The following is a 24,777-nucleotide window of genomic DNA, read 5'->3' as shown; positions in this document are numbered from 1 at the left end:
CCGCTTACTTAAATAAGTAGATCCAACCAACAGAAGGATAGATCGCCATGTCTGACATGAAGCATGACGTAGATGCACTGGAAACTCAAGATTGGCTACAAGCCCTTGAATCAGTTGTTCGTGAAGAAGGTGTAGAACGTGCACAGTTTCTACTAGAAACCGTTCTAGAAAAAGCACGTCTAGACGGCGTTGATATGCCAACTGGCATCAACACAAACTACATCAACACTATTCCAGCAGCACAAGAACCAGCTTACCCTGGTGATGTAACTCTTGAGCGTCGTATTCGTTCGATTATTCGCTGGAACGCAATCATGATCGTATTGCGTGCTTCTAAGAAAGACCTAGACCTTGGTGGTCACATGGCTTCTTACCAGTCAGCAGCAGCGTTCTACGAAGTTTGTTTCAACCACTTCTTCCGTGCTCCAAACGAGACGGACGGTGGCGATCTAGTTTACTACCAAGGCCACATCTCACCGGGCATCTACTCTCGTGCGTTCGTTGAAGGCCGTCTAACTGAAGAGCAGCTAGACAACTTCCGTCAAGAAGTAGACGGTAAAGGTGTACCTTCATACCCACACCCTAAGTTGATGCCTGAGTTCTGGCAATTCCCAACAGTATCTATGGGTCTAGGTCCAATCTCTGCTATTTACCAAGCTCGTTTCCTTAAGTACCTGAACGGCCGTGGCCTTAAAGATACTTCTGCTCAACGTGTATACGCTTTCCTAGGCGACGGTGAGATGGATGAGCCAGAATCACGTGGTGCAATTTCTTTCGCTGCGCGTGAGAAGCTAGACAACCTATGTTTCCTAATCAACTGTAACCTTCAGCGTCTAGATGGCCCTGTAATGGGTAACGGTAAGATCATTCAAGAACTTGAAGGTCTATTCAAAGGCGCAGGTTGGAACGTAGTTAAAGTTATCTGGGGTAACAACTGGGATGCACTACTAGCTAAAGATACGACTGGTAAGCTACTACAGCTTATGAACGAAACGATCGATGGCGACTACCAAACATTCAAATCTAAAGATGGCGCATACGTACGTGAGCACTTCTTTGGTAAGTACCCTGAGACTGCTGCACTAGTTGCAGACATGACTGATGACCAAATCTTCGAACTGAAGCGTGGTGGTCACGATTCTTCTAAACTGTTTGCTGCATTCAACAATGCAAAAGAGACAGGTGGTAAGCCAACGGTAATCCTAGCTAAGACTGTTAAAGGTTACGGCATGGGTGAAGCGGCTGAAGGTAAGAACATCGCTCACGGTGTTAAGAAGATGGACATGACTCACGTACAATACCTACGTGATCGTCTAGGTCTACAAGACATCCTTTCTGATGAGAAAGTAGCTGAACTGCCTTACCTAAAACTGGAAGAAGGTTCTGCTGAGTACGAATACCTACATGCTCGTCGTAAAGCACTGAAAGGTTACACGCCACAGCGTCTACCTAAGTTCACACAAGAGTTCAAAGTACCAGAGCTAGAAGAGTTTGCTCCTCTACTTGGTGCTCAGAAGCGTGAAATCTCAACGACTATGGCTTACGTACGTACGTTGAACATCCTGCTTAAAGACAAGAACATCGGTAAGAACATCGTTCCTATCATCTGTGATGAAGCGCGTACGTTCGGTATGGAAGGTCTATTCCGTCAAGTGGGTATCTACAACCCAGACGGTCAAGAATACACACCTGAAGATAAAGGCATCGTTTCTTACTACAAAGAAGCAACGTCAGGTCAAGTTCTTCAAGAAGGTATCAACGAACTAGGTTCAATGGCATCTTGGGTTGCTGCTGCTACTTCTTACAGCACAAACGATCTGCCAATGATCCCGTTCTACATCTACTACTCAATGTTCGGTTTCCAACGTATTGGTGACATGGCATGGCTAGCAGGTGACCAACAAGCTCGTGGCTTCCTACTAGGTGCTACAGCTGGTCGTACAACACTGAACGGTGAAGGTCTACAGCACGAAGATGGTCACTCGCACATTCAAGCGAACACTATCCCGAACTGTATCTCTTACGACCCAACATTCGCTTACGAGCTAGCAGTAATCATGCAAGACGGTATCCGTCGTATGTACGGCCCTGAGCAAGAAAACATTTACTACTACCTAACAGTAATGAATGAAAACTACGCAATGCCAGCAATGCCAGAAGGCGCTGAAGAAGGCATCCGTAAAGGTATTTACAAGCTTGAGTCTCACGAAGGTGCTAAGGGTAAAGTTCAGCTAATGAGCTCTGGTACTATCATGAACGAAGTACGTAAAGCAGCGACTATCCTAAGTGAAGAGTACGGCGTAGCATCTGACGTGTTCTCTGTAACTTCATTCAACGAACTAACTCGTGATGGTCAAAATGCAGAGCGCTACAACATGCTTCACCCAGAAGCAGAAGCGAAAGTACCTTACATCACTACTGTTCTTGGTAACGAACCAGCAATCGCTGCGACGGATTACATGAAGAACTACGCTGAGCAAGTGCGTGCGTTCATGCCAACTGAGTCATACAAAGTTCTTGGTACTGACGGCTTCGGTCGTTCAGACAGCCGTGAGAACCTACGTCGTCACTTCGAAGTTAACGCGGGCTACGTAGTAGTTGCTGCACTAACTGAACTAGCGAAACGTGGTGATGTTGAGAAGTCTGTTGTTGCTGAAGCAATTGCTAAGTTCAACATCGACACTGAAAAAACAAACCCACTTTACGCTTAATACAGCGCTTAACTAGAAGGTAAATAAGCAATGGCAATCGAAATTAATGTACCTGACATCGGTGCGGATGAGGTTGAAGTTACTGAGATTCTTGTAAGCGTTGGCGACAAGGTTGAAGAAGAACAGTCTCTGATCACTGTTGAAGGCGACAAAGCTTCTATGGAAGTTCCAGCGTCTCAAGCAGGTATTGTAAAAGAAATCAAAGTTGCAGAAGGCGATTCAGTAACAACTGGTTCTCTTATCATGATTTTCGAAGCCGAGGGTGCAGCTGACGCTGCACCTGCTCCTGTGGCAGAAGCGGCTCCAGCAGCAGCTCCAGCTCCAGCAGCAGCGGCAGCAGAACTAAAAGAAGTTCACGTTCCTGATATCGGTGGCGACGAAGTAGAAGTTACCGAGATCATGGTTAAAGTTGGCGATGCAGTAGAAGAAGAGCAATCTCTTCTAACGGTTGAAGGCGACAAAGCTTCTATGGAAGTACCAGCACCATTTGCAGGTACGGTTAAAGAGATCAAAATTGCTGAAGGCGATTCAGTAACAACTGGCTCTCTTGTGATGGTATTTGAGGTGGCCGGCACCCCGGTAGCTGGCTCAGGCGCAGCGACTCCAGCTCCTGCAGCGGTTGAAGCGCCAGCAGCACCTGCGGCGGCTCCTGCGGTAGCAGCGGACAAAGAAGTTAACGTTCCAGATATCGGCGGTGACGAAGTAGAAGTTACTGAGATCATGGTTAAAGTTGGCGATACAGTAGAAGAAGAGCAATCTCTAATTACTGTAGAAGGCGACAAAGCTTCTATGGAAGTACCTGCACCATTCGCAGGTACAGTTAAAGAGATCAAGATTGCTGAAGGCGATTCAGTAACGACTGGCTCTCTAATCATGACTTTCGTTGTGGCCGGCACCCCGGTTGAAGGCGCAGCACCTGCACCTGCTCCAGCAGCAGCTTCTGCACCTGCACCAAAAGCTGAAGCTCCAGCGGCGGCACCTGCAGCGAACGATTTCCAAGAGAACGGTGACTACGCACACGCATCTCCAGTTGTTCGTCGTCTAGCTCGTGAATTTGGCGTCAACCTATCTAAGGTTAAAGGTACTGGTCGTAAGAGCCGTATCCTGAAAGAAGACGTTCAAGCTTACGTTAAAGATGCGCTTAAGCGTCTTGAGTCTGGCGCAGGTGCAGCAGCATCTGGCAAAGGCGACGGTGCAGCGCTTGGTCTACTACCTTGGCCAAAAGTTGACTTCAGCAAGTTCGGCGAAACTGAAGTTCAGAAGCTGTCTAAGATCAAGAAGATCTCTGGTGCAAACCTACACCGTAACTGGGTGATGATTCCTCACGTTACACAGTGGGATAACGCTGACATCACTGAGCTAGAAGCATTCCGTAAAGAACAGAACGCAATCGAAGCGAAGAAAGACACTGGCATGAAGATCACTCCTCTTGTGTTCATCATGAAAGCGGTAGCGAAAGCACTAGAAGCATTCCCAGCGTTTAACTCTTCACTTTCTGAAGATGGCGAAAGCATCATTCTTAAGAAGTACGTGAACGTAGGTATCGCAGTCGATACGCCAAACGGCCTTGTTGTTCCTGTATTTAAAGACGTGAACAAGAAAGGCATCTACGAGCTATCTGAAGAATTGATGGTAGTATCGAAGAAAGCACGTGCTGGTAAGCTAACTGCAGCTGATATGCAAGGCGGTTGTTTCACAATCTCTAGCCTTGGCGGTATCGGCGGTACAGCGTTTACGCCAATCGTAAACGCGCCAGAAGTTGGTATCCTAGGTGTATCTAAATCTGAAATGAAGCCAGTGTGGAACGGTAAAGAGTTCGAACCACGTTTACAGCTTCCACTGTCTCTATCATACGACCACCGTGTGATCGATGGTGCAGAAGGTGCACGCTTCATTACTTTCTTAAACGGTGCACTATCAGACATTCGTCGTCTAGTACTGTAATTGAGAAAGTAATAGTTAAGGTGACTTTCGGGTCACCTTAATTCTTTATATAAAAGACTATTTTTAGACGACAATTTCTTCCATCGTTCAGAAACTGAAAGATGAATTGTTGTCTAGCTCACAGGCTAACTTAAAGCTGCTTTCACACTGTTAACATCTCTGTAAAATATTGACCGTTTGAAAGCCTAATAATTTAAGAACATCTACTCAGCCTGTTAGGGATAATGACTACAAGAGGTCACAATGAGCAAAGAAATTAAAGCCCAAGTTGTTGTACTTGGTTCTGGTCCTGCTGGTTACTCAGCTGCATTCCGTTGTGCGGACTTAGGTCTAGAAACAGTACTAGTTGAACGTTACAGCACTCTTGGCGGTGTATGTCTAAACGTTGGTTGTATTCCATCTAAAGCACTTCTTCACGTTTCAAAAGTTATCGAAGAAGCGAAAGCGATGGCTGAGCACGGTGTTGTGTTTGGCGAACCACAAACAGACATCAGCAAAATCCGTATCTGGAAAGAGAAAGTTGTAAACCAACTGACTGGCGGTCTTAGCGGTATGGCTAAGATGCGTAACGTTACTGTAGTAAACGGCTACGGTAAGTTCACAAGCCCTAACTCTATCCTTGTAGAAGGCGAAGGCGAAGCAACAACGGTTAACTTCGACAACGCTATCATTGCTGCGGGTTCTCGCCCAATCAAACTGCCATTCATCCCACATGAAGACCCACGTATTTGGGATTCAACGGATGCGCTAGAGCTGAAAGAAGTACCAGAAAAACTGCTTATCATGGGTGGTGGTATCATCGGTCTAGAAATGGGTACGGTTTACCACTCACTAGGTTCTAAAGTAGACGTAGTAGAGATGTTTGACCAAGTTATCCCAGCGGCGGATAAAGACATCGTTAAAGTCTTCACTAAGCGTATTAAAGACAAGTTCAAGCTAATGCTTGAGACGAAAGTAACTGCAGTTGAAGCGAAAGAAGACGGTATCTACGTTTCAATGGAAGGCAAAAAAGCGCCAGCAGAAGCTGAGCGTTACGATGCGGTTCTTGTTGCTATCGGTCGTGTACCAAACGGTGCGCTTATCGATGCTGAAAAAGCGGGCATTGAAGTGGACGAGCGCGGCTTTATCAACGTTGATAAGCAAATGCGTACTAACGTTCCTCACATCCACGCAATCGGCGACGTAGTTGGCCAACCAATGCTTGCTCACAAAGGTGTGCATGAAGGCCACGTAGCCGCAGAAGTTATCTCTGGTAAGAAGCACTACTTCGATCCTAAAGTTATTCCTTCAATCGCTTACACTGAGCCAGAAGTGGCATGGGTTGGTAAGACTGAGAAAGAAGCGAAAGCAGAAGGCATCAACTACGAAGTGGCGACATTCCCATGGGCAGCATCAGGTCGTGCAATCGCATCTGACTGTGCAGACGGTATGACTAAGCTAATCTTCGATAAAGAAACTCACCGCGTAATCGGTGGCGCTATCGTTGGTACTAACGGTGGTGAACTACTTGGTGAAATCGGCCTAGCGATCGAGATGGGTTGTGATGCTGAAGATATCGCACTAACTATCCACGCTCACCCAACTCTACACGAGTCTGTGGGTCTAGCTGCTGAAGTATTTGAAGGTTCAATCACTGACCTTCCAAACAAAAAAGCAGTTAAAAAGAAAAAGTAATTTTTCTTGAACGTTGAATGATAAAAACCGCTGATTCGTCAGCGGTTTTTTTGTGCGCGGAGCTTGAGAGGCGAGAACAGGCTGTTCTATGTAACGCTGCGCTTCGAGAGTCGCGAACGCTTCGCTCTAAAAATCGAGAGGTGTTCGTTGGAAGGTTAATCGAAGGCAATTGTATCTAAACCGAGTTGGCAGAGTTTGTTCCCAGAAAGACAAAATATTTCCCGTTTCCCGTTTCCCGTTTCCCGTTTCCCGAAAACGAAAAAAGGCCAATACCTAAGTATCAGCCTTTGCTTTTTTAAGCCTAATTATTTTTTAGTGATGTTCACGGTTGTAGATGCATAGCATATCTAAATATGCGCTTACTAGGTTCGTTAGCTCGGCTTCGCTCTTAGAGCGGTTTGCTTGAACGAAAATAGAGTAACAAATACCGTGGAACAGATTCGCCAAGTGTTCCGGTTCATGTTGGTCACAAACTTCCCCACGTTCAATTGCTTTAATGAACATGTTTTGCACCAACAGTTGGTTAGTGCGGTTAGTTGTCACGAACAATGGCCATACTTCATCACGTGTTGATGCGCTCCATTCGAACCATACTTTTAGCCAGTGGCAATCTTGGCTAACAAGTTCGATCATTGCGTTTGTGATGTTGGCGATGTTTTCACGTGCGTGAAGGTCTAAGTCGATGTTATCCGAAAGGAAGTTTGAGAACTGACGTACAACGTGGTTCAGTACTTCATCAACCAAATCTTCACGAGTTGGGAAGTAATTAAATACTGTTGCAACAGAAACTTGTGCAATTTCAGCAATGTCTGCGTGACCACCACGGCCAATACCGCGACGAGCAAACACTTCAAGAGCGATTTCCATTAGTTGCTGTTTACGTTTTAAAGGGGAAAGCCTAGTGCGAGGTCTCTTAGCTATTGAGTCCATATTCTTTTCCTTGCCATTGAGTTGATATTATTTGGGGGTAACCCCCTAATTGATTATTTTAATAGTTGCTTAAAGCATTGATGAGTGTAATGGTGCATATGTGCAAGGTCAACATCTGATGCCCAATTTATAGACAGTAATGTCATTATTGATGATTCATTCAACTAGATAAATCCGAAAACTAAGACTTTCATCCAAGAATTCAATGGAATGGGATGCGACTTTCCACCTACTGAGTGGGGTGTTACACTACACGCCGCAAGATAAGGTGATCGTTTGCGTACGACCAACCTCAACCCACAAAGAAAATTGAGCACAGTATGAAACATACAATAGAAGTGATGATTTCTGAGCAAGAAGTTCAGGATCGAATTCGTGAATTAGGTAAGCAAATTACAGAACATTACCAAGGCAGTGAAGATCTGGTATTGGTTGGTTTGCTACGTGGTTCATTTGTATTTATGGCTGACTTAGCACGTGCTATCGAACTGACTCACCAAGTCGATTTTATGACCGCTTCTAGCTACGGTAACACGATGGAAAGCTCACGTGATGTACGTATCTTGAAAGACCTTGATGACGACATTAAAGGCAAAGATGTACTGATCGTAGAAGACATCATTGATACAGGTAACACGTTAAACAAAATCAGTGAAATCCTGTCTCTACGTGAACCAAAATCTATCGCTATCTGTACGCTGCTTGATAAGCCATCTCGCCGTGAAGTAGAAGTTCCGGTTGATTGGGCTGGTTTCTCTATTCCAGATGAGTTTGTTGTTGGTGTTGGTATTGATTACGCTCAGAAATATCGTCACCTACCATTTATTGGTAAAGTGGTTCCGCAGGAATAATTTCTGTCGCCAGTTTTAGAATTAAAAAAACGCCCATCTTAAATGGGCGTTTTTTATTTATCTTGTTGACGATTTATTTGTGATGATTAATCGCGACATAACAATTTGTTGTCATCGTTAAGAATGGTCGAGAGCGCTTTTTGGTAAGACGCTTCCACGGTCTCTTTTGAATTTGAACGAATCCCTAAGTACTCAAGACGACCATCTTCAATGCCGTACACCACTCCATGAATTTCAACATCCTGACCGCGTTCCCATGCGTTTTGCATGATGGTTGAGTTACCCAAGTTATATACTTGCTCGGCTACGTTGATTTCACCTAGTTTATCGGCGCGATCGTCAAGAGGCATTTGGTCAAGGTAAGCGCGGTGCTTAAAGTAAAGATCACGGATGTGAAGTAACCAGTTGTTGATAAGGCCGAGTTGAGGGTTATCAATTGCGGCATTCACACCACCACAACCATAATGACCACAAACGATGATGTGCTTTACTTTGAGTACGTCGACGGCGTATTGCACGACAGAGAGGCAGTTTAGGTCGGTGTGGATGACCTGGTTAGCAACGTTTCGGTGAACAAATAACTCGCCTGAGAAAAGTCCCGTTAGTCGCTCTGCTGGAACGCGACTGTCTGAACAACCAATCCAAAGAAAGTCTGGTTTCTGACCTTCCGCTAGTTTTGCGAAATATTCTGGACGATCAGATTTTATTTCTTCTGACCATTTCGAGTTATTTTCGAATAATTGTTTAATTTCCGGCATCTGACATCTACTTCCCTAAAATTAAAAAAACCAACCACTCCCTAGTGCTTACTAAGCGATCAGCGCTGTAACTATACACAATGTTACAATTTCGATCCCGTTAAATATTCACTCAAGATGACTCGTCTGACTAGTTCTCGCTGTGAAAATCATAAAATATGCAGCCATCATTCAGTAAGCAAATAAGCCCAATTTGGTCGTGGCTTTTTTTCGTTTATTTCTTTAGCGAAATATTTGTTAGATTGATGGCATTTTGTCTTTTTAATGCAGGGAGCAAATTCGTGTTCGGTAGTCGCTTTAAGGATATCAACCTCAAAGGGGATCTGTTTGGTGGTGTCACAACGGCCATCATTTCACTTCCTCTCGCATTAGCATTTGGTGTGGCTTCAGGAGCTGGTGCAGAAGCTGGTTTATGGGGCGCGATCATGGTGGGGTTATTTGCTTCACTGTTTGGTGGTTCCAATACACTTATTTCTGAGCCAACCGGTCCCATGACGGTGATCATGACAGCGGTATTAACCAGTATGGTGGCCAAATACCCAGAAACGGGCATGGCCATGACCTTTACCGTGGTGATGATGGCGGGCGCGTTCCAAATTGTGCTCGGTACATTAAAGCTTGGTAAATACGTAACGTTAATGCCATACAGTGTTATCTCCGGCTTTATGTCGGGTATTGGTGTCATTCTCATTATCTTGCAGTTGTCGCCTTTACTTGGCCATGCTGCGCCATCTGGCGGTGTGATAGGGACACTATCGGCTCTGCCAGATACGATTTCTAATCTTAAGTTCAGCGAACTGTTTTTAGGTTTGTTGACGTTGGGTATCTTGTTCTTCTTCCCTAAGCAATATCGCAGATACGTGCCAGCGCAGCTGGTGGCTCTTGTGGCGGTAACGTTACTTTCTGTCTTTGTCTTTGATGCCGATGATATTCGCCGAATTGGTGAAATCCCAGCAGGTTTACCTTCTTTGGTGGTGCCACATATCGATCCTGCGATGTTTACCGAAATGGTCATCGATGCATTGGTATTGGGTACGTTAGGTTGTATTGATACCTTATTGACAGCGGTTATTGGTGACTCACTCACGCGTAAAGAGCATGATTCAGACAAGGAACTGCGTGGCCAAGGTTTGGCGAACATGATTTCTGGGTTGTTTGGCGCTCTGCCAGGTGCGGGGGCGACGATGGGAACGGTGACCAACATCCAAGTTGGCGCTCGCTCACCGTTATCCGGTGTGATTCGTGCGCTGATTCTCGCGCTGGTGGTGTTGGTCGCTAGCGGTTTGACTGAACCCATTCCGATGGCTGTATTAGCCGGTATTGCGGTTTATGTTGGCTTTAATATTCTGGATTGGAGCTTTATCCAACGTGCCCATAAGGTGAGCTTTCCGGGGATGGCGGTCATGTATGGCGTCATGCTGCTGACAGTATTTGTCGATTTGATTGTGGCTGTAGGGCTAGGGGTATTTATTTCTAATATCATCATCATTGAACGCTTGAGTCGTGAGCAAGCACGCCAAGTTAAAGCCATCAGTGATGCTGATGAAGACGATGTACCACTGACCGATAGCGAAAGAGGCTTGTTGGACAGAGCTAATGGTAAAGTGTTGTTCTTCTATCTGTCCGGTCCGATGATCTTTAGTGTTTCTAAAGCGATCTCTCGTCAACACTCGAGCATTTCTGACTATGAGGTCATGATCCTCGACTTAACAGATGTCCCTATGATTGATGTGACGGTCGGCTTGGCTTTGGAAAACGCCATTAAAGATGCTTTAGACGCGAACTGTGAAGTGTACTTGTTGTGTCCTAACCAACGTACTCGTGAGCAACTAGAGAAATTCCATGTGATTGATTTAGTGCCGGATGCGAATACATACAAGTTCCGCTATGAAGCGCTCAATGCGGCTATCAGGCATGTTGAAACTGATGAGCATCAAATGCTGACGCTTTAATCAACAGTCTCTTTTAACTAAGCGCTGCTGGGGTTCTGGGAGCGCTTTTTATTGTTTTTAGATTGAGTGATTAAGAATCATAAAAGATAGGTATTTCTAATTTTATAGAAAGGTTTATTTGTATTCATCGTTATTCAACGATAAACTAATTCAACTTTAGTGCAATACCGATAGTCGGTTATGACGCCGACAGCAGTTTCCCCATTTGGTATTGGCATTCACGATTCATCAACAGATGGCAAGTATTACGCAATGTACGCATTAGAAATTGAACAGCTTCGCAAGACCTATGCGGGCGGATTTGAAGCGTTGAAGGGCATCAGCTTACAAGTAAAGAAAGGTGACTTTTACGCACTTCTTGGGCCGAATGGGGCTGGTAAATCAACCACCATTGGCATTATCTCTTCTTTAGTCAACAAGACATCTGGCACCACTAAGGTGTTTGGGTATGACATTGATACGCATCTTGAATTGGCGAAGCAAAACCTAGGTTTGGTTCCTCAAGAATTCAACTTCAACCAATTTGAAACTGTCGAACAGATTGTCATGCAGCAAGCGGGTTATTATGGGGTTTCAAAAGCGCTAGCTAAAGAGCGTGCAGAAAAGTACCTGACCAAACTCGACTTATGGGAGAAACGTAAGGAACGTGCGCGTAACTTGTCTGGTGGTATGAAGCGTCGTTTGATGATTGCGCGAGCTCTAATGCACGAGCCTCAATTGCTGATCCTTGATGAACCAACCGCAGGGGTGGATATTGAACTGCGTCGTTCAATGTGGGACTTCTTAAAGGAGATCAACCAAGAGCAGGGCATTACCATCATCTTGACCACGCACTACTTGGAAGAAGCAGAAATGCTGTGTCGTAATATCGGTATCATCAACAAAGGTGAACTGATTGAAAATACGACCATGAAGGCGCTGTTGGGTAAATTGACGGTAGAAACTTTTATCCTAGATATTGAGTTCGACGGTGAAGTGCCAGCACTTCAAGGGGTAAGTAGCCAATCGATGGTCAATGGTTCATTGGAAATCGAATTAGATAAGAGCCAAGGGTTGAACTCGGTGTTTAACCAATTATCTGATCTAGGCGTAAAAGTGCTGTCTATGCGAAACAAAGCGAACCGTTTGGAAGAGTTGTTTGTCAGTATCGTACGTGGAGGTAACCAATAATGTACCAATTGTATTGGACGGCTTTTTGTAGCCTAGTTACAAAAGAAGTGAACCGTTTTACGCGTATTTGGGTGCAAACTTTGGTACCACCTGCGATTACGATGACGTTGTATTTCATTATTTTCGGTAACTTGATTGGCTCTCGCATCGGTGACATGAACGGCTTTAGTTACATGGAATACATTGTTCCGGGTTTGATCATGATGTCGGTGATCACGAACTCGTACTCGAATGTGGCTTCCTCTTTCTTTAGTTCCAAATTCCAAAGAAACATCGAGGAATTGTTAGTGGCGCCAGTGCCGAACTACATCATCATTCTCGGCTTTGTGATGGGCGGCGTCGTACGTGGCCTATTAGTCGGAACGATTGTCACGTTTGTTTCGCTCTTCTTTGTTGATTTGCAAGTCGATCACTGGGGCATCATCATTGCGACCGTCTTTATGACGTCAGTGGTATTTTCACTTGGTGGCTTAATTAATGCGGTTTATGCGAAAACGTTTGATGATATCTCGATTATCCCTACGTTCGTTCTGACTCCGCTGACTTATCTTGGCGGTGTTTTTTACTCCATCAGTCTATTGCCTGAATTTTGGCAAGGAGTCTCTAAGCTAAATCCAATCGTCTACATGGTGAACGCTTTCCGTTATGGTTTCCTTGGTGTGTCTGATGTGGGTATCGTTACGTCGTTTAGCGTATTGATCGTCTTTGTGGTTGCGCTCTACGCGGTGGCTCACTATCTAGTGACTAAGGGGATTGGGTTAAGAAGTTAACCTTAACAACACATTCAAAGGGCAGCCATGAGAGCTGCCCTTTCTTAATGCACACCAATACATTCCCATACAATTTTTCGACTTTTAACATGTTAGGTTTGATTCATTTGTTGTAAATGAGTGAAGCCATGAATATTGTCCCCTCTCCATCTTTCTCTTTTAAATTGCTTCTTCCTAAATATTGGTCTGTTTGGTTCGCCTTTGGTCTGTTGGCGCTGATTGTCAATCTGCTTCCATACTCAGCCTTACGTTTGTTAGGTAGGGGCATTGGTTCGCTTGCGATGCTGGCCATGAAGCGCCGTAAAGGCATTGCAAAGCAAAATTTAAAACTCTGCTTTCCCGAATACAGCGCTCAAGAATGCGATGTACTGGTAAAGACAAACTTTAAATACACAGGGATGGCGCTGATCGAGACCGGAATGGCTTGGTTTTGGCCTGAGTGGCGAGTGAAGCGTCTAGCCAAGGTGGTTGGAAAAGAGCGTTTACTGGAACAAGAGAAAAATGGGCGTGGTGTACTGGTGGTTTGCAGTCATCACCTAAATTTGGAAATGACGGCGCGTATTTTTAGTCAATTTGCCAAAGGCTATGGTGTTTATCGACCGAATTCAAACCCTGTTTATGAGTTTGTTCAGCATCGAGGACGCACGCGTTGCGGCCATCAAATGATTGACCGGAAAGACGTTAAATCAATGCTTAAAGTGCTGAAAAACGGTCAGCGACTGTGGTACTTACCTGACCATGATTACGGTGTTAAAAATTCGGTCTTCGCCCCGTTTTTCGCTGTTGAGCAAGCCGCGAGTACTGCAGGATCAAGTGTGCTTATTGATGCGACAAAATGTGCAGTGATGTCAGGGGTTACGGTCAGTGAACATTCTCACTACACGCTCTATATTGGTGAAGATCTCAGTGGACGTTTCGAGCGCCGTAATCCAGTCAAAGCGGCAAGTATCTTAAATCAAGAACTTGAAGGCATGATAAGAAGAGACGTGCCAGCTTGGATGTGGCTGCATAAGCGGTTTAAAACTCGTCCGGAAGGTTTGAGTGGCGTTTATGCGTAAGAGGGATACAAAAAAGGTCGGCTTAGTGCCGACCTTTTTATTTGCGAATTTCGTTTATTCAGCGTTTGCTAAATTCGCTTCGCTAGATTCTTCTTCTTTAGCTTCTACCGCCATATCAACAGTTTGGTTGTCGATGAGGCGTGCTTTACCTAAGAAGGCAGACATCAAGATCACGGCTTGAGTGGTCTCTGTTGTGATTGCTTGAAGTGTGCGAGCATCACGAATGAAGATTTCATCTGGCTGCAAACCGGCAGCGCGTAATTGATCATTCGCATCTTCAATCACTGAAGCGTAATCGTCACGACCACCACGCATCGCGCTACTGATCCAGCGCATAGTACGTGCTAAAACAGGTGCGCGTTGACGCTCATCAATCGTTAGCAGGCCATTGCGAGAGCTCATTGCAAGGCCGTCCATTTCACGAACGGTTGCGACACCTACGATTTCGATGTCCATTGCTAGATCATCAACCATCTTACGAATAACAGCAAGCTGTTGGAAATCTTTCTCACCAAAGCAAGCTACATCAGGTTGAACGATGTTGAATAACTTATTTACGATAGTCGTCACGCCACGGAAATGGCCCGGACGAGAAGCGCCTTCAAGAATCGTAGAAAGCCCAGGCACATCGACAAAAGTCTGTTTATCTAAGCCTTCAGGGTAAATGATCTCTGGTGTCGGTGTGAATACCAACTCGACGCCTTCACCGCTGAGCTTGTTAAGATCTTCTTCAAGTGTACGAGGGTAGTTATTTAAATCGTCTGCACGTTCAAACTGCATCGGGTTGACAAAGATGCTTACCACAACGACATCGGCGTACTCGCGTGCTTTACGAACCAGTGTTAGATGGCCTTCGTGTAGGTTGCCCATGGTTGGGACAAACGCAACTTTACGACCTTCACGTTTGAACGTCTTGATCTGTTCACGAATGGCTGAGATTTCTGCAAAAGTGTGCATGCATTTATCCTCTAGGCAATAGTATGAGCGTCGTCTGGGAACACTGCGCTTTCAACGTCTGCCATGTATTTTGCCACAGCTGTACGCATATCGCCTGTTTCAGCAAGGAAGTTTTTCGAGAACTTTGGCATGTAGTTCGCCGAAATTCCGAACATATCGTGCATAACTAGGATTTGACCGTCCGTTACGTTACCTGCACCGATGCCAATTACTGGTACATCAAGTACTTGAGTAATACGAGCTGCCAATTCAGCTGGAACACACTCGAGTAAAACAATTTGAGCGCCGGCTTCTTGCAGTGCTAATGCATCTTTTACCATACGATCGGCTTTTTCTTGATCGCGACCTTGCACTTTGTAACCACCAAAGATGTTTACAGATTGTGGTGTTAGGCCCAAGTGTGCACAGACTGGTACCGCGCGTTCCGTTAGCATTTTTACGGTATCTACTAACCAGTCGCCGCCTTCAATTTTTACCATATTTGCGCCAGCACGCATGAGTACTGCTGCGTTCTCACACGCTTGCTCTGGCGTTGCATAGCTCATGAATGGCATATCAGCCATCAAAAGACAATTCGGGCTACCAGCGCGTACACAGCGAGTGTGATAAGCAATATCTTCAACAGTAACAGGTAACGTATCGGTCTTACCTTGCAGAACCATGCCTAGAGAGTCACCTACCAGTAAAACTGGCATTTCTTGGCTTTCGAAAAGTTGGGCAAAGCTTGCATCGTATGCAGTTGAAGTAGCAAATTTACGACCTTCTTGCTTCCACTTAATCAGGTCGTTAATGGTCATTTTTTTCATTGTTTTATCCTCACTAGGAGTTGGCTATGACTGCCAAATATTGAGGCCGTTGCGATCTACTTTTTCAAGTAGTGACGACACCTCGATCCCGTCTGGGAGTTGTAAACTTGGTGCAATTTCCGCAAGAGGGTAGAGTACGAACTCGCGCTCTCTCATTCCATAATGTGGAACTGTCAGTCTTTCGGAATCAATCACCTCATTGCCGTATAACACGATGTCGAGATCCAAGGTTCTTGGTCCCCAACGCTCGTCTTTACGGACACGCCCTTGCTCTTGCTCTATTGCTTGGGTGCAATCGAGCAGTTCAAGTGGCGTCAAATTGGTTTTAATTGCCACAACCGCATTGATGTAATCCGGCTGGTTTTGCGGACCCATTGGTGTGCTGCTGTATAGCGAAGAAGCTTGAATAAACTCTGTTTTAGGCAGGGTCTTCAGTGCTTCAATCGCTAATTTAGCTTGGCTGACGGGATCAGCCAAGTTACTGCCTACCGCAATGTACGCTGTGATCATGAGTTTGGTTTACTCTTTTTCTTGCGATAGGTTTTACGACGTCGTTGGCCTGTTTTTGGTGCTTGGCCATCTAGGTCTGCCGCCATGGCTTGGCGCATTTCTCGGCCAGCATTTTGGAAAGTTTCCCACCACTTAGCAAGCTTCTGAGTGTCGCCGCCTTCAATTTCACCGCGCATTTCAAGAAAATCAAAGCCAGCTCTAAATTTATTGAGCTCCATCAGGCGGAAAGCACGTTTACCATTGCGACGTGGAAGACGTAATTGCAGCTGCCAAATCTCGCGTATGGTCGCGGTATGACGGCGCGGAATGGCGATTGAACGTACTTGGTCATCAAGAATGATGTTGCTTGCTTCCATGATGGCATCGTAATGGCACAGATTACGCTGTTCCATGAGTTTGTCTGCCATTGCACACAGTGGGTACCACAGCATTGCAGCAAACATAAAGGCAGGGTTAATACGCTTACCTTCTTCGATGCGCATATCGGTTGAATCCAACACTAAATCAAGCATTTGCTCAGTGTGAGATTCATAATCTTCAGTGAAGTGCTCTGAAATTGCAGGGAACAACTGTTGGAATAAGTTGTATTCACGCAATAAATGGTAGGTTTCTAGCCCATACCCAGACTGAAGCAGTTTCAGTGATTCCTCGAACAGACGTGCCGATGGAATATCACGTAGTAGTGGTGCCATCTCTTCGATTGGTGCCGCGGTATCTTCTTCGATATCGAAGTCCAATTTCACCGCAAAGCGAACTGCACGCAGCATACGTACTGGGTCTTCGCGGTAACGGGTTTCTGGGTCACCGATCAGGCGAATAAGGCGATCTTCTAGATCTTCAATACCACGCGCATAATCGTGAATTGAGTAGTCTGCAATGTTGTAGTACATCGAGTTAATCGTGAAGTCGCGACGTTCGGCATCTTCATCTACGGTGCCGTATACGTTGTCGCGAAGTAGCATCCCTTCTTTCGATTGCTGGGAGATACTTTTGTTCTGTTGCTCTTGGTGGTGACCACGGAACGTTGCAACTTCGATGATGTCTCGACCAAACATAATGTGTGCGAGACGGAAGCGACGACCGATCAAACGGCAGTTTCTAAATAACTGTTTGATCTGCTCTGGTGTCGCGTTCGTTGCAATATCAAAGTCTTTTGGTTTTTGTCCAAGCAGTAAGTCTCGAACCCCGCCACCTACAAGATAAGCATCGAAACCGGCACCGTTCAGTCGGTATAGCACTTTCAGTGCATTGTCACTGATATGCTTACGCGAGATGTTGTGCTCTTCACGAGTAATTACATTAAGAGCGAGTTCTGGGATCATGGCAGATTCGCTTGGTGTATAGTCGTTTGTATTCATGTGCATCTGGCAATAACTGGGTTTAATCCAATCTTGCTTTGGTTAGTTTCTACGCCTCGAGGGCCAATTTTGCGGCTAATGATAGCCTACGCAGTGCCATTTGAGAATCACGGTGTGATCTCGATCTCTGCTGGAAGCTGTTCTAAGTGCCAATTTTCGCAACCCCAACGCAGTATTTCTTCAAGGTTTGCGCCTTTTACATCGTCAGGTATATCAAAGCCTAAAAATGTCATGGCATGCAGCAGAGCTGGCTTCGGATTGTCGACATCAATAGCCGTCGCATGGTTTTGTTTTGACAGCTTATTACCGTTTGAATCCATCGCTAACGGTAAGTGTAAATAGCTTACTTCTGGTTGCCCAAGTATTTGGTACAAGCTGATTTGACGACCTGTGGGCTCAATTAAATCCGCACCACGAACGACTTCGGTAACCCCTTGGTCGATGTCATCTAATACTACCGCAAGATTATAGGCAAATAATCCATCTCGACGTTTAATAATGAAATCTTCATTTACTAGAGCTTCTGGAATCGTCATGGTGCCTTGTTTCTTATCGAGAAAATCAGCGATAGGTTTGGTCATTTTTAGGCGAATCGCGCCTTCTTTCAAGCCTTTATCTCGACATGTTCCCGGATAATAGCCGCCGTGTTCTTTAATTTGCTTGCGAGTACATTGGCAATAATAAGCGTCGCCATTCTTTAACCAAGCATCGATTTGTGTTTGGTATAAGTGATGACGTTCGCTTTGGTATACGACGTTGCCGTCCCAGTGCAAATGGTAAGCGCGTAGTGCACTTAGAATCTCGTCAGAAGCTCCCGGCATTTCTCTCGGTGGATCAAGGTCTTCGATACGTACCAACCAATCTCCGTGATTGGCTTTCGCTTGAAAGTAGCTGCCGAGCGCAGCTACTAACGATCCAAAATGTAATGGCCCAGAAGGGGATGGTGCGAATCGACCTACATAGCGTGTCATGCGTGTATCTCGAAATTATTCTAATAAAGCTAAGCCAAAACAAAAAGGGAGCCTGAGCTCCCTTTCAATAATCATCATGCTTGGTTGATTAACCTTGCATTTGTTTCTCTTTGATCTCTGCAAGTGTTTTACAGTCGATACAAAGGTCTGCGGTTGGACGCGCTTCAAGGCGACGAACACCAATTTCAACACCACATGATTCACAGAAGCCGAAATCTTCTTCAGTGATTTTATCTAGTGTTTTTTCGATCTTCTTGATCAGGCGACGCTCACGGTCACGGTTACGCAGTTCTAAGCTGAACTCTTCCTCTTGAGAAGCACGGTCAACTGGATCTGGGAAGTTTGCTGCTTCGTCCTGCATATGGTGTACAGTGCGATCGACTTCTTCCCTGAGCTGATTACGCCAAGCTGTTAAGATTTTCGTAAAGTGTTCAACCTGTTCTGGTGACATGTACTCTTCACCAGGCTTTTCCTGATATGGCTCCACACCGGCAATGGCTAGGATGCCTATCGTTTTCTTCTTTGATTCTGGCATACAGCATCTCCTACTTACACCTAGTCAACTGCTTTGCAGTCAATTTAAGGCGGGTATCTATAGCAAAAAGAGGCGGTGCAGGCAATTACTGAATTGCAAACTTATCGTCATTGTGAAGATGACATCATTTTTTCTCTTAATTGATAAATTCAATAGCAGAGATTAGCTTGACTTCAGTATTGCTCAGTTCAGCTTTGTAGCAGAGAACTTCCACTCCAGCGTCTTGTGCTTGTTTTAGTAAAGTTGAATATTTCGCGTCTATATGGTGCGCCGCAGATACTTTTTCAATACCTGAATGTAAAACAGTGAATAAAAGTATGGCTCTACTTCCAGTTTGTGCCATTTCTGTGAGCTCTCGCAGGTGCTTTTGTCCTCGAGTAGTCACGGCATCAGGGAAATAGCCTTGGCCGGATGCGCTTTCTTCATCCAACAGCGTGACGCTTTTCACTTCTATATAACACTTTGATTTGTCACTTGCGCTGAGCAAGATATCAATTCGACTATTTTCATTGCCATATTTCACTTCAGTTTGAAGTTTGTCATACCCACACAGTTCTGAAATGACATTATTTTCAATTGCTTCTACGGCAAGTTGGTTAGCTCGAGCGGTGTTAATACAGATTTTATGGCCCTGTTGTGTTTCACTGAGCTCCCAACTATTGGGGTATTTGCGCTTAGGGTTATCAGAAGTGGAGTACCAAACTTTGTTGCCTGGTGTGGCGCAGCCTGTCATTGCACCAGTATTGGCACAGTGGATAGTGCGAACTTCGCCGTTATCCAATTCGATATCGGCAAGAAAGCGTTTGTAGCGTTTGAGCAGAGTCGCTGACTCTAGAGTAGGTTCGAAATGCATTTTGCTTCTTTAGGGGGGACTGTTTTTATGTACAATGTTGCCAACATTACAACACAAGGTATTTCCTTTGTCACAATTGCCGATTGAAGCCGTGATGCCGCAATTACTTGCTGCGGTTAATCATCAACATCAAGTGATCTTAAAAGCTGCGCCGGGTGCCGGTAAGTCGACATTCTTTCCTCTAAAGCTTCTTCAAAGCCAAACCGTCACGGGCAAAATCATCATGCTAGAACCAAGACGTTTAGCGGCTCGTAATATTGCGCGTTATCTAGCACAGCAGTTGGGGGAACAAGTTGGAGATCGAGTTGGTTATCGTGTACGTGGTGAGACGAAGGTAAGTAAAAATACGCAACTTGAAATTGTAACGGAAGGGATCATGACTCGGATGATCCAAAATGACCCAGAGTTAGATGGCATCGACCTGCTGATCTTTGATGAGTTTCATGAGCGAAGTATTCATGCTGATACGGCATTGGCCTTTAGTTTAGAGGTTCAAGAAGCGTTGAGAGACGACCTCAAGCTGGTCGTGATGTCAGCTACGCTTGACCAAGATGCCTTACAAACCTTGTTGCCAGAGGCTGAATATATTGAGTCTGAAGGGCGAAGTTTTGAGGTGGAAACGCGTTATTTACCTCTGGGTACAAATGATCATTTGCCCACATCAATGGCAAGGACGATTGAAAGTCTAATTCAGAAAGAAACAGGGTCGTTGCTCGCCTTTCTGCCCGGCGTTGGGGCAATTAAGCAGGTCGCGGAACGTTTGTCACACCTTCCTAATACTGTGGAAGTTTGCCCTTTATATGGTCAATTGAGCTTTGCCGAGCAACAAAAAGCTATTGCTCCTACGACATCTGGTAAACGAAAAATTGTGTTGGCTACCAACATTGCGGAAACGTCTTTAACCATTGAAGGTATTCGCTTAGTGGTCGATTCAGGATTAGAACGAGTTGCACGATTTGATTTGAAAAACGGTTTAACGCGTCTCGAACAAGTTCGAATTGCTCAATCGTCGGCAATTCAACGGGCAGGTCGTGCCGGTCGTATTGAAGAGGGCATTTGCGTCCGGTTGTATTCGGAAAGCCAATTCAAGCAGCAACCGCAAGTTCCCCAACCAGAAATCCTGCACTCAGATTTAGCAAGCTTGGTCATGGAACTATCATTCTGGGGAGCAGGGGATATCGCAGAGCTTAAATGGTTGAATATTCCTTCTTCAGCATCGCTTGCTCAGGCTAAACAGCTGTTGATTTCTTTAGGGTTACTTACCGAGCAAGGCCAACTCACTTCTGCAGGTAAAACGGCCCACGCTCTTGGTGTAGAGCCGCGCTCAGCAGCAATGCTGATTCAAGCACAGCAGTGCAGTGAAAAAATGCTAAATACCGCTTTGGCTGCGGTCGCCCTAATTGAAGAGCCCGAGCGCAATGTGACTAACATCGCGCATAGTCTACATCGCTGGGTAAGTGGTACACATGCAAAGAAAGCTATATTGCACAAGCGATCTCAAGCGCTGGCGCACAAACTGGATATAGTATTCAGCCTACCTGATGTTGATGAGCGAGTGCTAGCGTTAGTATTGAGCTTAGCTTTCCCCGATCGCATTGCGCAGCAGCGTGTTAACCAATATGGTCGTTTTACTTTGTCGAACGGGCATGGTGCTGAGTGTCGACCAGAAGAGACACTCGGTGGTTGTGATTACTTAGTTGCGATTGATTTGATGCGCTCGCATTCTAACTCAAGCCAAATTAACCTAGCTTGTGACTTAGATATCAATGCATTACAAGAAATGTTCGAGCACCTTTTTACTACGGCTGAGTTGGTTGATTGGGATGAGAAAAAAGGCCGTTTGATTGCTGAACGCCAAATCAAACTTGGTCAACTGGTGATTAAGCGTGAAGCCTTGCCTAGTCCGGGTAAAGAAAAAATGACACAAGCTTTACTCACTTATGTCCGCCGTCAGGGCTTACAGAGTCTAAACTGGACGTCGGCAGCGGAAAATTTGTTAGAACGTATTCGCTGCGCAGTGGAATGGTTACCTGAGCAAGCCTGGCCAAGTTTTGATGAGACCAGTTTGCTTAATGGCCTAGAAGAGTGGCTAGAGCCGTACATGAGCACGGTTTCATCGGTGAAAGATTTGGCGAAAGTGAACCTTGTGGAAGCATTGAATGCTCGATTAGGTTGGCCGTTGAATCAACAGATTGATGAGTGGTTGCCAGAAGATTATCGCTTACCAACAGGTTCGAAAAAGCGCATTCGTTACCAATTTGGTCATGAGCCTGTGCTGTCAGTGCGTATGCAAGAAGTGTTTGGAGAGAGCACTTCTCCAACGGTGGCACAAGGTCGCAAGCGATTGGTGTTAGAGTTACTTTCTCCAGCACAACGGCCTCTTCAGGTGACAACGGATTTAGCTGCCTTTTGGGCAGGAAGCTACAAAGAAGTGCAAAAAGAGATGAAAGGCCGATATCCAAAACACGTTTGGCCTGACGATCCTGCCACTCATGTAGCGACAACAAAAACAAAAAGACAATTGAATAATGACTGATACAAAAAAGCCCGGTGCAAAAAGAGCACCAGCCAAGAAAACAACGTCAAGTAAAACGACTGCCACTAAGAAAAGCGGTGCGAAGCGACCGAGAAAACCGCCATCGAAGAAGCCAAGTAATGGCAAGCGGTCTTGGCTTAAAATCATTTGGTCATTTAGCTGGAAAGCGGGTGTAGCGCTTGCGGCGGTGTTGCTGTTTGTCGGTATCTATCTTGATAGTGTGGTGAAAGATCGCTTTGACGGCCAGCTGTTTGATCTGCCAACTGTCGTTTATGCGCGTATCCTCAATTTGAGTCCGGGTGAGAACATTACCATCAAAGAGATGCGTAACGAGCTAGATGTTTTGAATTACCGTAAGGTTAGTCAACCGCGTTATCCTGGCGAATACTCTTCCTCTTCCACTCGTATTGAGCTCATCCGTCGTCCTTTTGAATTTGCTGATGGCCCTGAGCCTGATCGTCACGTGATGTTGCATTTCTCAAGCAGCGGCTTAACGCGCATTCAATCTCTCGAATCAAAAGGAGATTTAGGTTACTTGCGTATTGAACCTAAGATGTTGGGTATGCTGGAGAAAGATCAAAACGAACAACGATTGTTCCTACGTCGTGATCAATTCCCTGAAATTCTTGTCGATGCACTTCTTGCGACCGAAGATCGTGATTTCTACCAGCATGATGGAGTCTCTCCTTTGGCGATTGGTCGTGCACTTGTTGCCAACATCAAGGCAGGCCGTACCGTACAAGGTGGCAGTACGCTGACCCAGCAGTTAGCAAAAAACTTATTCTTAACTCGCGATAAAACGTTATGGCGTAAAGTTCGTGAAGCGTATATCGCACTGATTTTGGATTATCGATACAGCAAAGATCGAATTCTTGAGGCTTACCTCAACGAAGTTTATCTCGGTCAAAGTGGCGGGGATGCGATTCATGGCTTTGCTTTGGCATCACGATACTACTTTGGACAACCAATCCAGGAGCTTCGTATCGACCAACTTGCGATGCTGGTGGGTATGGTTAAAGGGCCATCTTACTACAATCCAATTCGTTACCCTGAGCGCACGAAAACACGTCGTGATCTAGTTTTACGCCTCTTGATGCAACAAGACATGCTGACTTCTGAACAGTATGAACAAGCAGTCAATCGTCCGTTAGATACGCAAAGTAAACCTCGTATAGCAAGCCGTCAGCCCGCTTATTTCCAGCAACTGAATATTGAGCTGAAAGAAAAAGTGGGTGATAACTTCAAAGCTGAAACGGGGTTACGTTTGTTTACGTCTCTCGATCCTGTTTCGCAAAGTAAGCTAGAACAAGCGATTGCGAAAAAGGTACCTGAGTTGGCTAAGCGAGCAGGTAAAGAACTTGAAGCTGCAGCGGTTGCGGTTGACCGTCATAGTGGCGAGATTCGTGCCATGGTTGGTGGTAAGCGTGTCGGCTACGAGGGCTTTAACCGAGCATTGAATGCGAGTCGTCCAATTGGTTCGTTAGTGAAGCCTGCAATTTACTTGACGGCATTAGAGCAACCAGAGAAATACAACCTCGCTACCACGCTTCACGATACGCCGTTAAGTTTGAAAGGCAGTAAGGGTAGCGTTTGGTCGCCACGTAATTTCGACCGTAAATTCCGTGGTGATGTGCCTCTATACCTAGCGCTAGCGAAATCTCTTAATGTGCCAACCGTTCGTTTGGGGATGGAACTCGGTATTCCTGAGGTTTCTGATACGCTAGAACGTCTCGGCGTTGATAAAAATGAGATCCGCCCAGTGCCATCTATGTTCTTAGGTTCTTTCTCTCTGACGCCATATGAAGTCGCACAGATGTACCAGACGGTAACAAACTCGGGTAAACGCGCGAAACTGTCAGCATTGCGTTCGGTTATCGATATGGATGGTAATGTGATTTATCAATCACTGCCTCGTTCGGCTCAGGCTGTTGATCAGCAAGCGGCATGGCTAACTACATACGCAATGAAGCAAGGTGTTGCACAAGGAACTGGCCGTTTCTTACAAAGCCAATTCTCATGGGCGGCGTTAGCAGGTAAAACGGGCACCAGTAATGACAGCCGTGATAGTTGGTTTGTCGGTGTTGATGGTCGGGAAGTGACAACCGTTTGGCTGGGGCGCGATGATAATAAATCTACCAAGTTGACGGGTTCAAGCGGTGCTCTGCGTGTTTACGCCGAATATTTGCAGCAACGTATCCCTGAGCGACTGGAATTGCCATGGCCAAAAGAAGTGACGACATTGGGTTTCCAAAAAGCGGCGAATGGTGCGTTGGAACTGAACTGTCGTAGCGAATATAAGTTGCCAGTGTGGGATAAAACAGGCCAAATAAAACAGCAGTGCGAGAAAAAATCGAACTGGTTGAATAATTTATTTGATTGGTAAGGCTACCAAAAACGCTATCACTGACTTGTTTCATTGGTCGATTCTTAGTA

The 24,777-nt window shown here is 45.5% G+C and carries 19 protein-coding genes; 10 read left to right on the top strand and 9 right to left on the bottom strand.

The window, feature by feature from the left end; genetic code table 11:
• Positions 1-47 precede the first annotated feature (47 nt).
• The 3 genes from aceE to lpdA all read left to right on the top strand — a co-directional run bounded on the left by aceE (position 48) and on the right by lpdA (position 6,329).
• Positions 48-2,711: a pyruvate dehydrogenase (acetyl-transferring), homodimeric type gene (aceE, locus tag L1076_RS09000; RefSeq protein ID WP_038870495.1), complete on the top strand. Its 2,664-nt coding sequence runs from the start codon at positions 48-50 to the stop codon at positions 2,709-2,711.
• Between the two features lie 30 nt (positions 2,712-2,741).
• Complete coding sequence (gene aceF / locus L1076_RS08995; protein ID WP_237303522.1) at positions 2,742-4,655, top strand: pyruvate dehydrogenase complex dihydrolipoyllysine-residue acetyltransferase; 1,914 nt, start codon at positions 2,742-2,744, stop codon at positions 4,653-4,655.
• 243 nt (positions 4,656-4,898) lie between these two features.
• Complete coding sequence (gene lpdA / locus L1076_RS08990) at positions 4,899-6,329, top strand: dihydrolipoyl dehydrogenase (protein WP_005438019.1); 1,431 nt, start codon at positions 4,899-4,901, stop codon at positions 6,327-6,329.
• A 312-nt stretch (positions 6,330-6,641) separates the two neighbouring features.
• Here the strand turns inward: lpdA and opaR are convergent, their stop codons facing one another.
• On the bottom strand, positions 6,642-7,259 hold the full coding sequence (gene opaR / locus L1076_RS08985) for a transcriptional regulator OpaR (protein ID WP_038870500.1): 618 nt from the start codon (positions 7,257-7,259) through the stop codon (positions 6,642-6,644).
• A 320-nt stretch (positions 7,260-7,579) separates the two neighbouring features.
• Between opaR and hpt the strand changes: the two genes are divergently transcribed.
• A complete protein-coding gene (hpt, locus tag L1076_RS08980; RefSeq protein ID WP_038870502.1) occupies positions 7,580-8,110 on the top strand; it encodes a hypoxanthine phosphoribosyltransferase in 531 nt (176 codons plus the stop codon).
• Positions 8,111-8,196: 86 nt separating this feature from the next.
• Here hpt and can read toward each other — a convergent pair whose 3' ends face one another.
• The gene (gene can / locus L1076_RS08975) at positions 8,197-8,868 is read right to left on the bottom strand and encodes a carbonate dehydratase (RefSeq protein WP_038870504.1); all 672 of its coding nucleotides are present in this window, start codon (positions 8,866-8,868) and stop codon (positions 8,197-8,199) included.
• Between the two features lie 281 nt (positions 8,869-9,149).
• Between can and L1076_RS08970 the strand changes: the two genes are divergently transcribed.
• The 4 genes from L1076_RS08970 to L1076_RS08955 all read left to right on the top strand — a co-directional run bounded on the left by L1076_RS08970 (position 9,150) and on the right by L1076_RS08955 (position 13,818).
• The gene (locus L1076_RS08970) at positions 9,150-10,820 is read left to right on the top strand and encodes a SulP family inorganic anion transporter (protein ID WP_237303521.1); all 1,671 of its coding nucleotides are present in this window, start codon (positions 9,150-9,152) and stop codon (positions 10,818-10,820) included.
• Between the two features lie 252 nt (positions 10,821-11,072).
• Positions 11,073-11,990 carry an ABC transporter ATP-binding protein gene (locus L1076_RS08965; protein ID WP_038879226.1) on the top strand — a complete coding sequence of 306 codons (918 nt, stop codon included), beginning with the start codon at positions 11,073-11,075 and terminating at the stop codon, positions 11,988-11,990.
• Positions 11,990-12,760, top strand: a complete 771-nt coding sequence (locus L1076_RS08960; protein ID WP_038870509.1) for an ABC transporter permease — start codon at positions 11,990-11,992, stop codon at positions 12,758-12,760. Before L1076_RS08965 ends, L1076_RS08960 begins: the two co-directional genes overlap by 1 nt.
• A 128-nt stretch (positions 12,761-12,888) precedes the next feature.
• The gene (locus L1076_RS08955; protein ID WP_039976914.1) at positions 12,889-13,818 is read left to right on the top strand and encodes a Kdo(2)-lipid IV(A) acyltransferase; all 930 of its coding nucleotides are present in this window, start codon (positions 12,889-12,891) and stop codon (positions 13,816-13,818) included.
• A 54-nt stretch (positions 13,819-13,872) separates the two neighbouring features.
• Here the strand turns inward: L1076_RS08955 and panC are convergent, their stop codons facing one another.
• The 7 genes from panC to sfsA form a co-directional block, all read right to left on the bottom strand.
• Positions 13,873-14,775: a pantoate--beta-alanine ligase gene (gene panC / locus L1076_RS08950; protein WP_237303520.1), complete on the bottom strand. Its 903-nt coding sequence runs from the start codon at positions 14,773-14,775 to the stop codon at positions 13,873-13,875.
• Positions 14,776-14,786: 11 nt separating this feature from the next.
• A complete protein-coding gene (gene panB / locus L1076_RS08945) occupies positions 14,787-15,581 on the bottom strand; it encodes a 3-methyl-2-oxobutanoate hydroxymethyltransferase (RefSeq protein ID WP_038870513.1) in 795 nt (264 codons plus the stop codon).
• 24 nt (positions 15,582-15,605) lie between these two features.
• Positions 15,606-16,091, bottom strand: a complete 486-nt coding sequence (gene folK / locus L1076_RS08940; protein WP_038870514.1) for a 2-amino-4-hydroxy-6-hydroxymethyldihydropteridine diphosphokinase — start codon at positions 16,089-16,091, stop codon at positions 15,606-15,608.
• Complete coding sequence (pcnB, locus tag L1076_RS08935; RefSeq protein WP_038870516.1) at positions 16,088-17,455, bottom strand: polynucleotide adenylyltransferase PcnB; 1,368 nt, start codon at positions 17,453-17,455, stop codon at positions 16,088-16,090. The genes folK and pcnB overlap by 4 nt, the downstream gene beginning before the upstream one ends.
• A gap of 101 nt (positions 17,456-17,556) precedes the next feature.
• Positions 17,557-18,420, bottom strand: coding sequence for a tRNA glutamyl-Q(34) synthetase GluQRS (gene gluQRS, locus L1076_RS08930; RefSeq protein ID WP_038878922.1), 864 nt, complete (start codon positions 18,418-18,420; stop codon positions 17,557-17,559).
• Between the two features lie 88 nt (positions 18,421-18,508).
• The gene (gene dksA, locus L1076_RS08925; RefSeq protein WP_010450149.1) at positions 18,509-18,955 is read right to left on the bottom strand and encodes an RNA polymerase-binding protein DksA; all 447 of its coding nucleotides are present in this window, start codon (positions 18,953-18,955) and stop codon (positions 18,509-18,511) included.
• Between the two features lie 136 nt (positions 18,956-19,091).
• Entirely contained in the window at positions 19,092-19,808 is a 717-nt protein-coding gene (sfsA, locus tag L1076_RS08920) for a DNA/RNA nuclease SfsA (RefSeq protein ID WP_038870521.1), read from the bottom strand.
• A gap of 67 nt (positions 19,809-19,875) precedes the next feature.
• On the opposite strand from sfsA, the gene hrpB reads away from it, so the two are divergent.
• Positions 19,876-22,344, top strand: coding sequence for an ATP-dependent helicase HrpB (gene hrpB, locus L1076_RS08915; protein WP_237303519.1), 2,469 nt, complete (start codon positions 19,876-19,878; stop codon positions 22,342-22,344).
• Entirely contained in the window at positions 22,337-24,727 is a 2,391-nt protein-coding gene (gene mrcB, locus L1076_RS08910) for a penicillin-binding protein 1B (protein WP_237303518.1), read from the top strand. Before hrpB ends, mrcB begins: the two co-directional genes overlap by 8 nt.
• The last annotated feature ends 50 nt before the right edge of the window (positions 24,728-24,777 follow it).

Origin of the sequence: Vibrio sp. MMG023 (assembly GCF_021654215.1) — a bacterium.
In the GTDB taxonomy this organism is placed as follows: domain Bacteria; phylum Pseudomonadota; class Gammaproteobacteria; order Enterobacterales; family Vibrionaceae; genus Vibrio; species Vibrio jasicida.
Note: the sequence above shows the minus strand (reverse complement) of the source record. Positions and strands in the feature narration are given on the sequence as shown.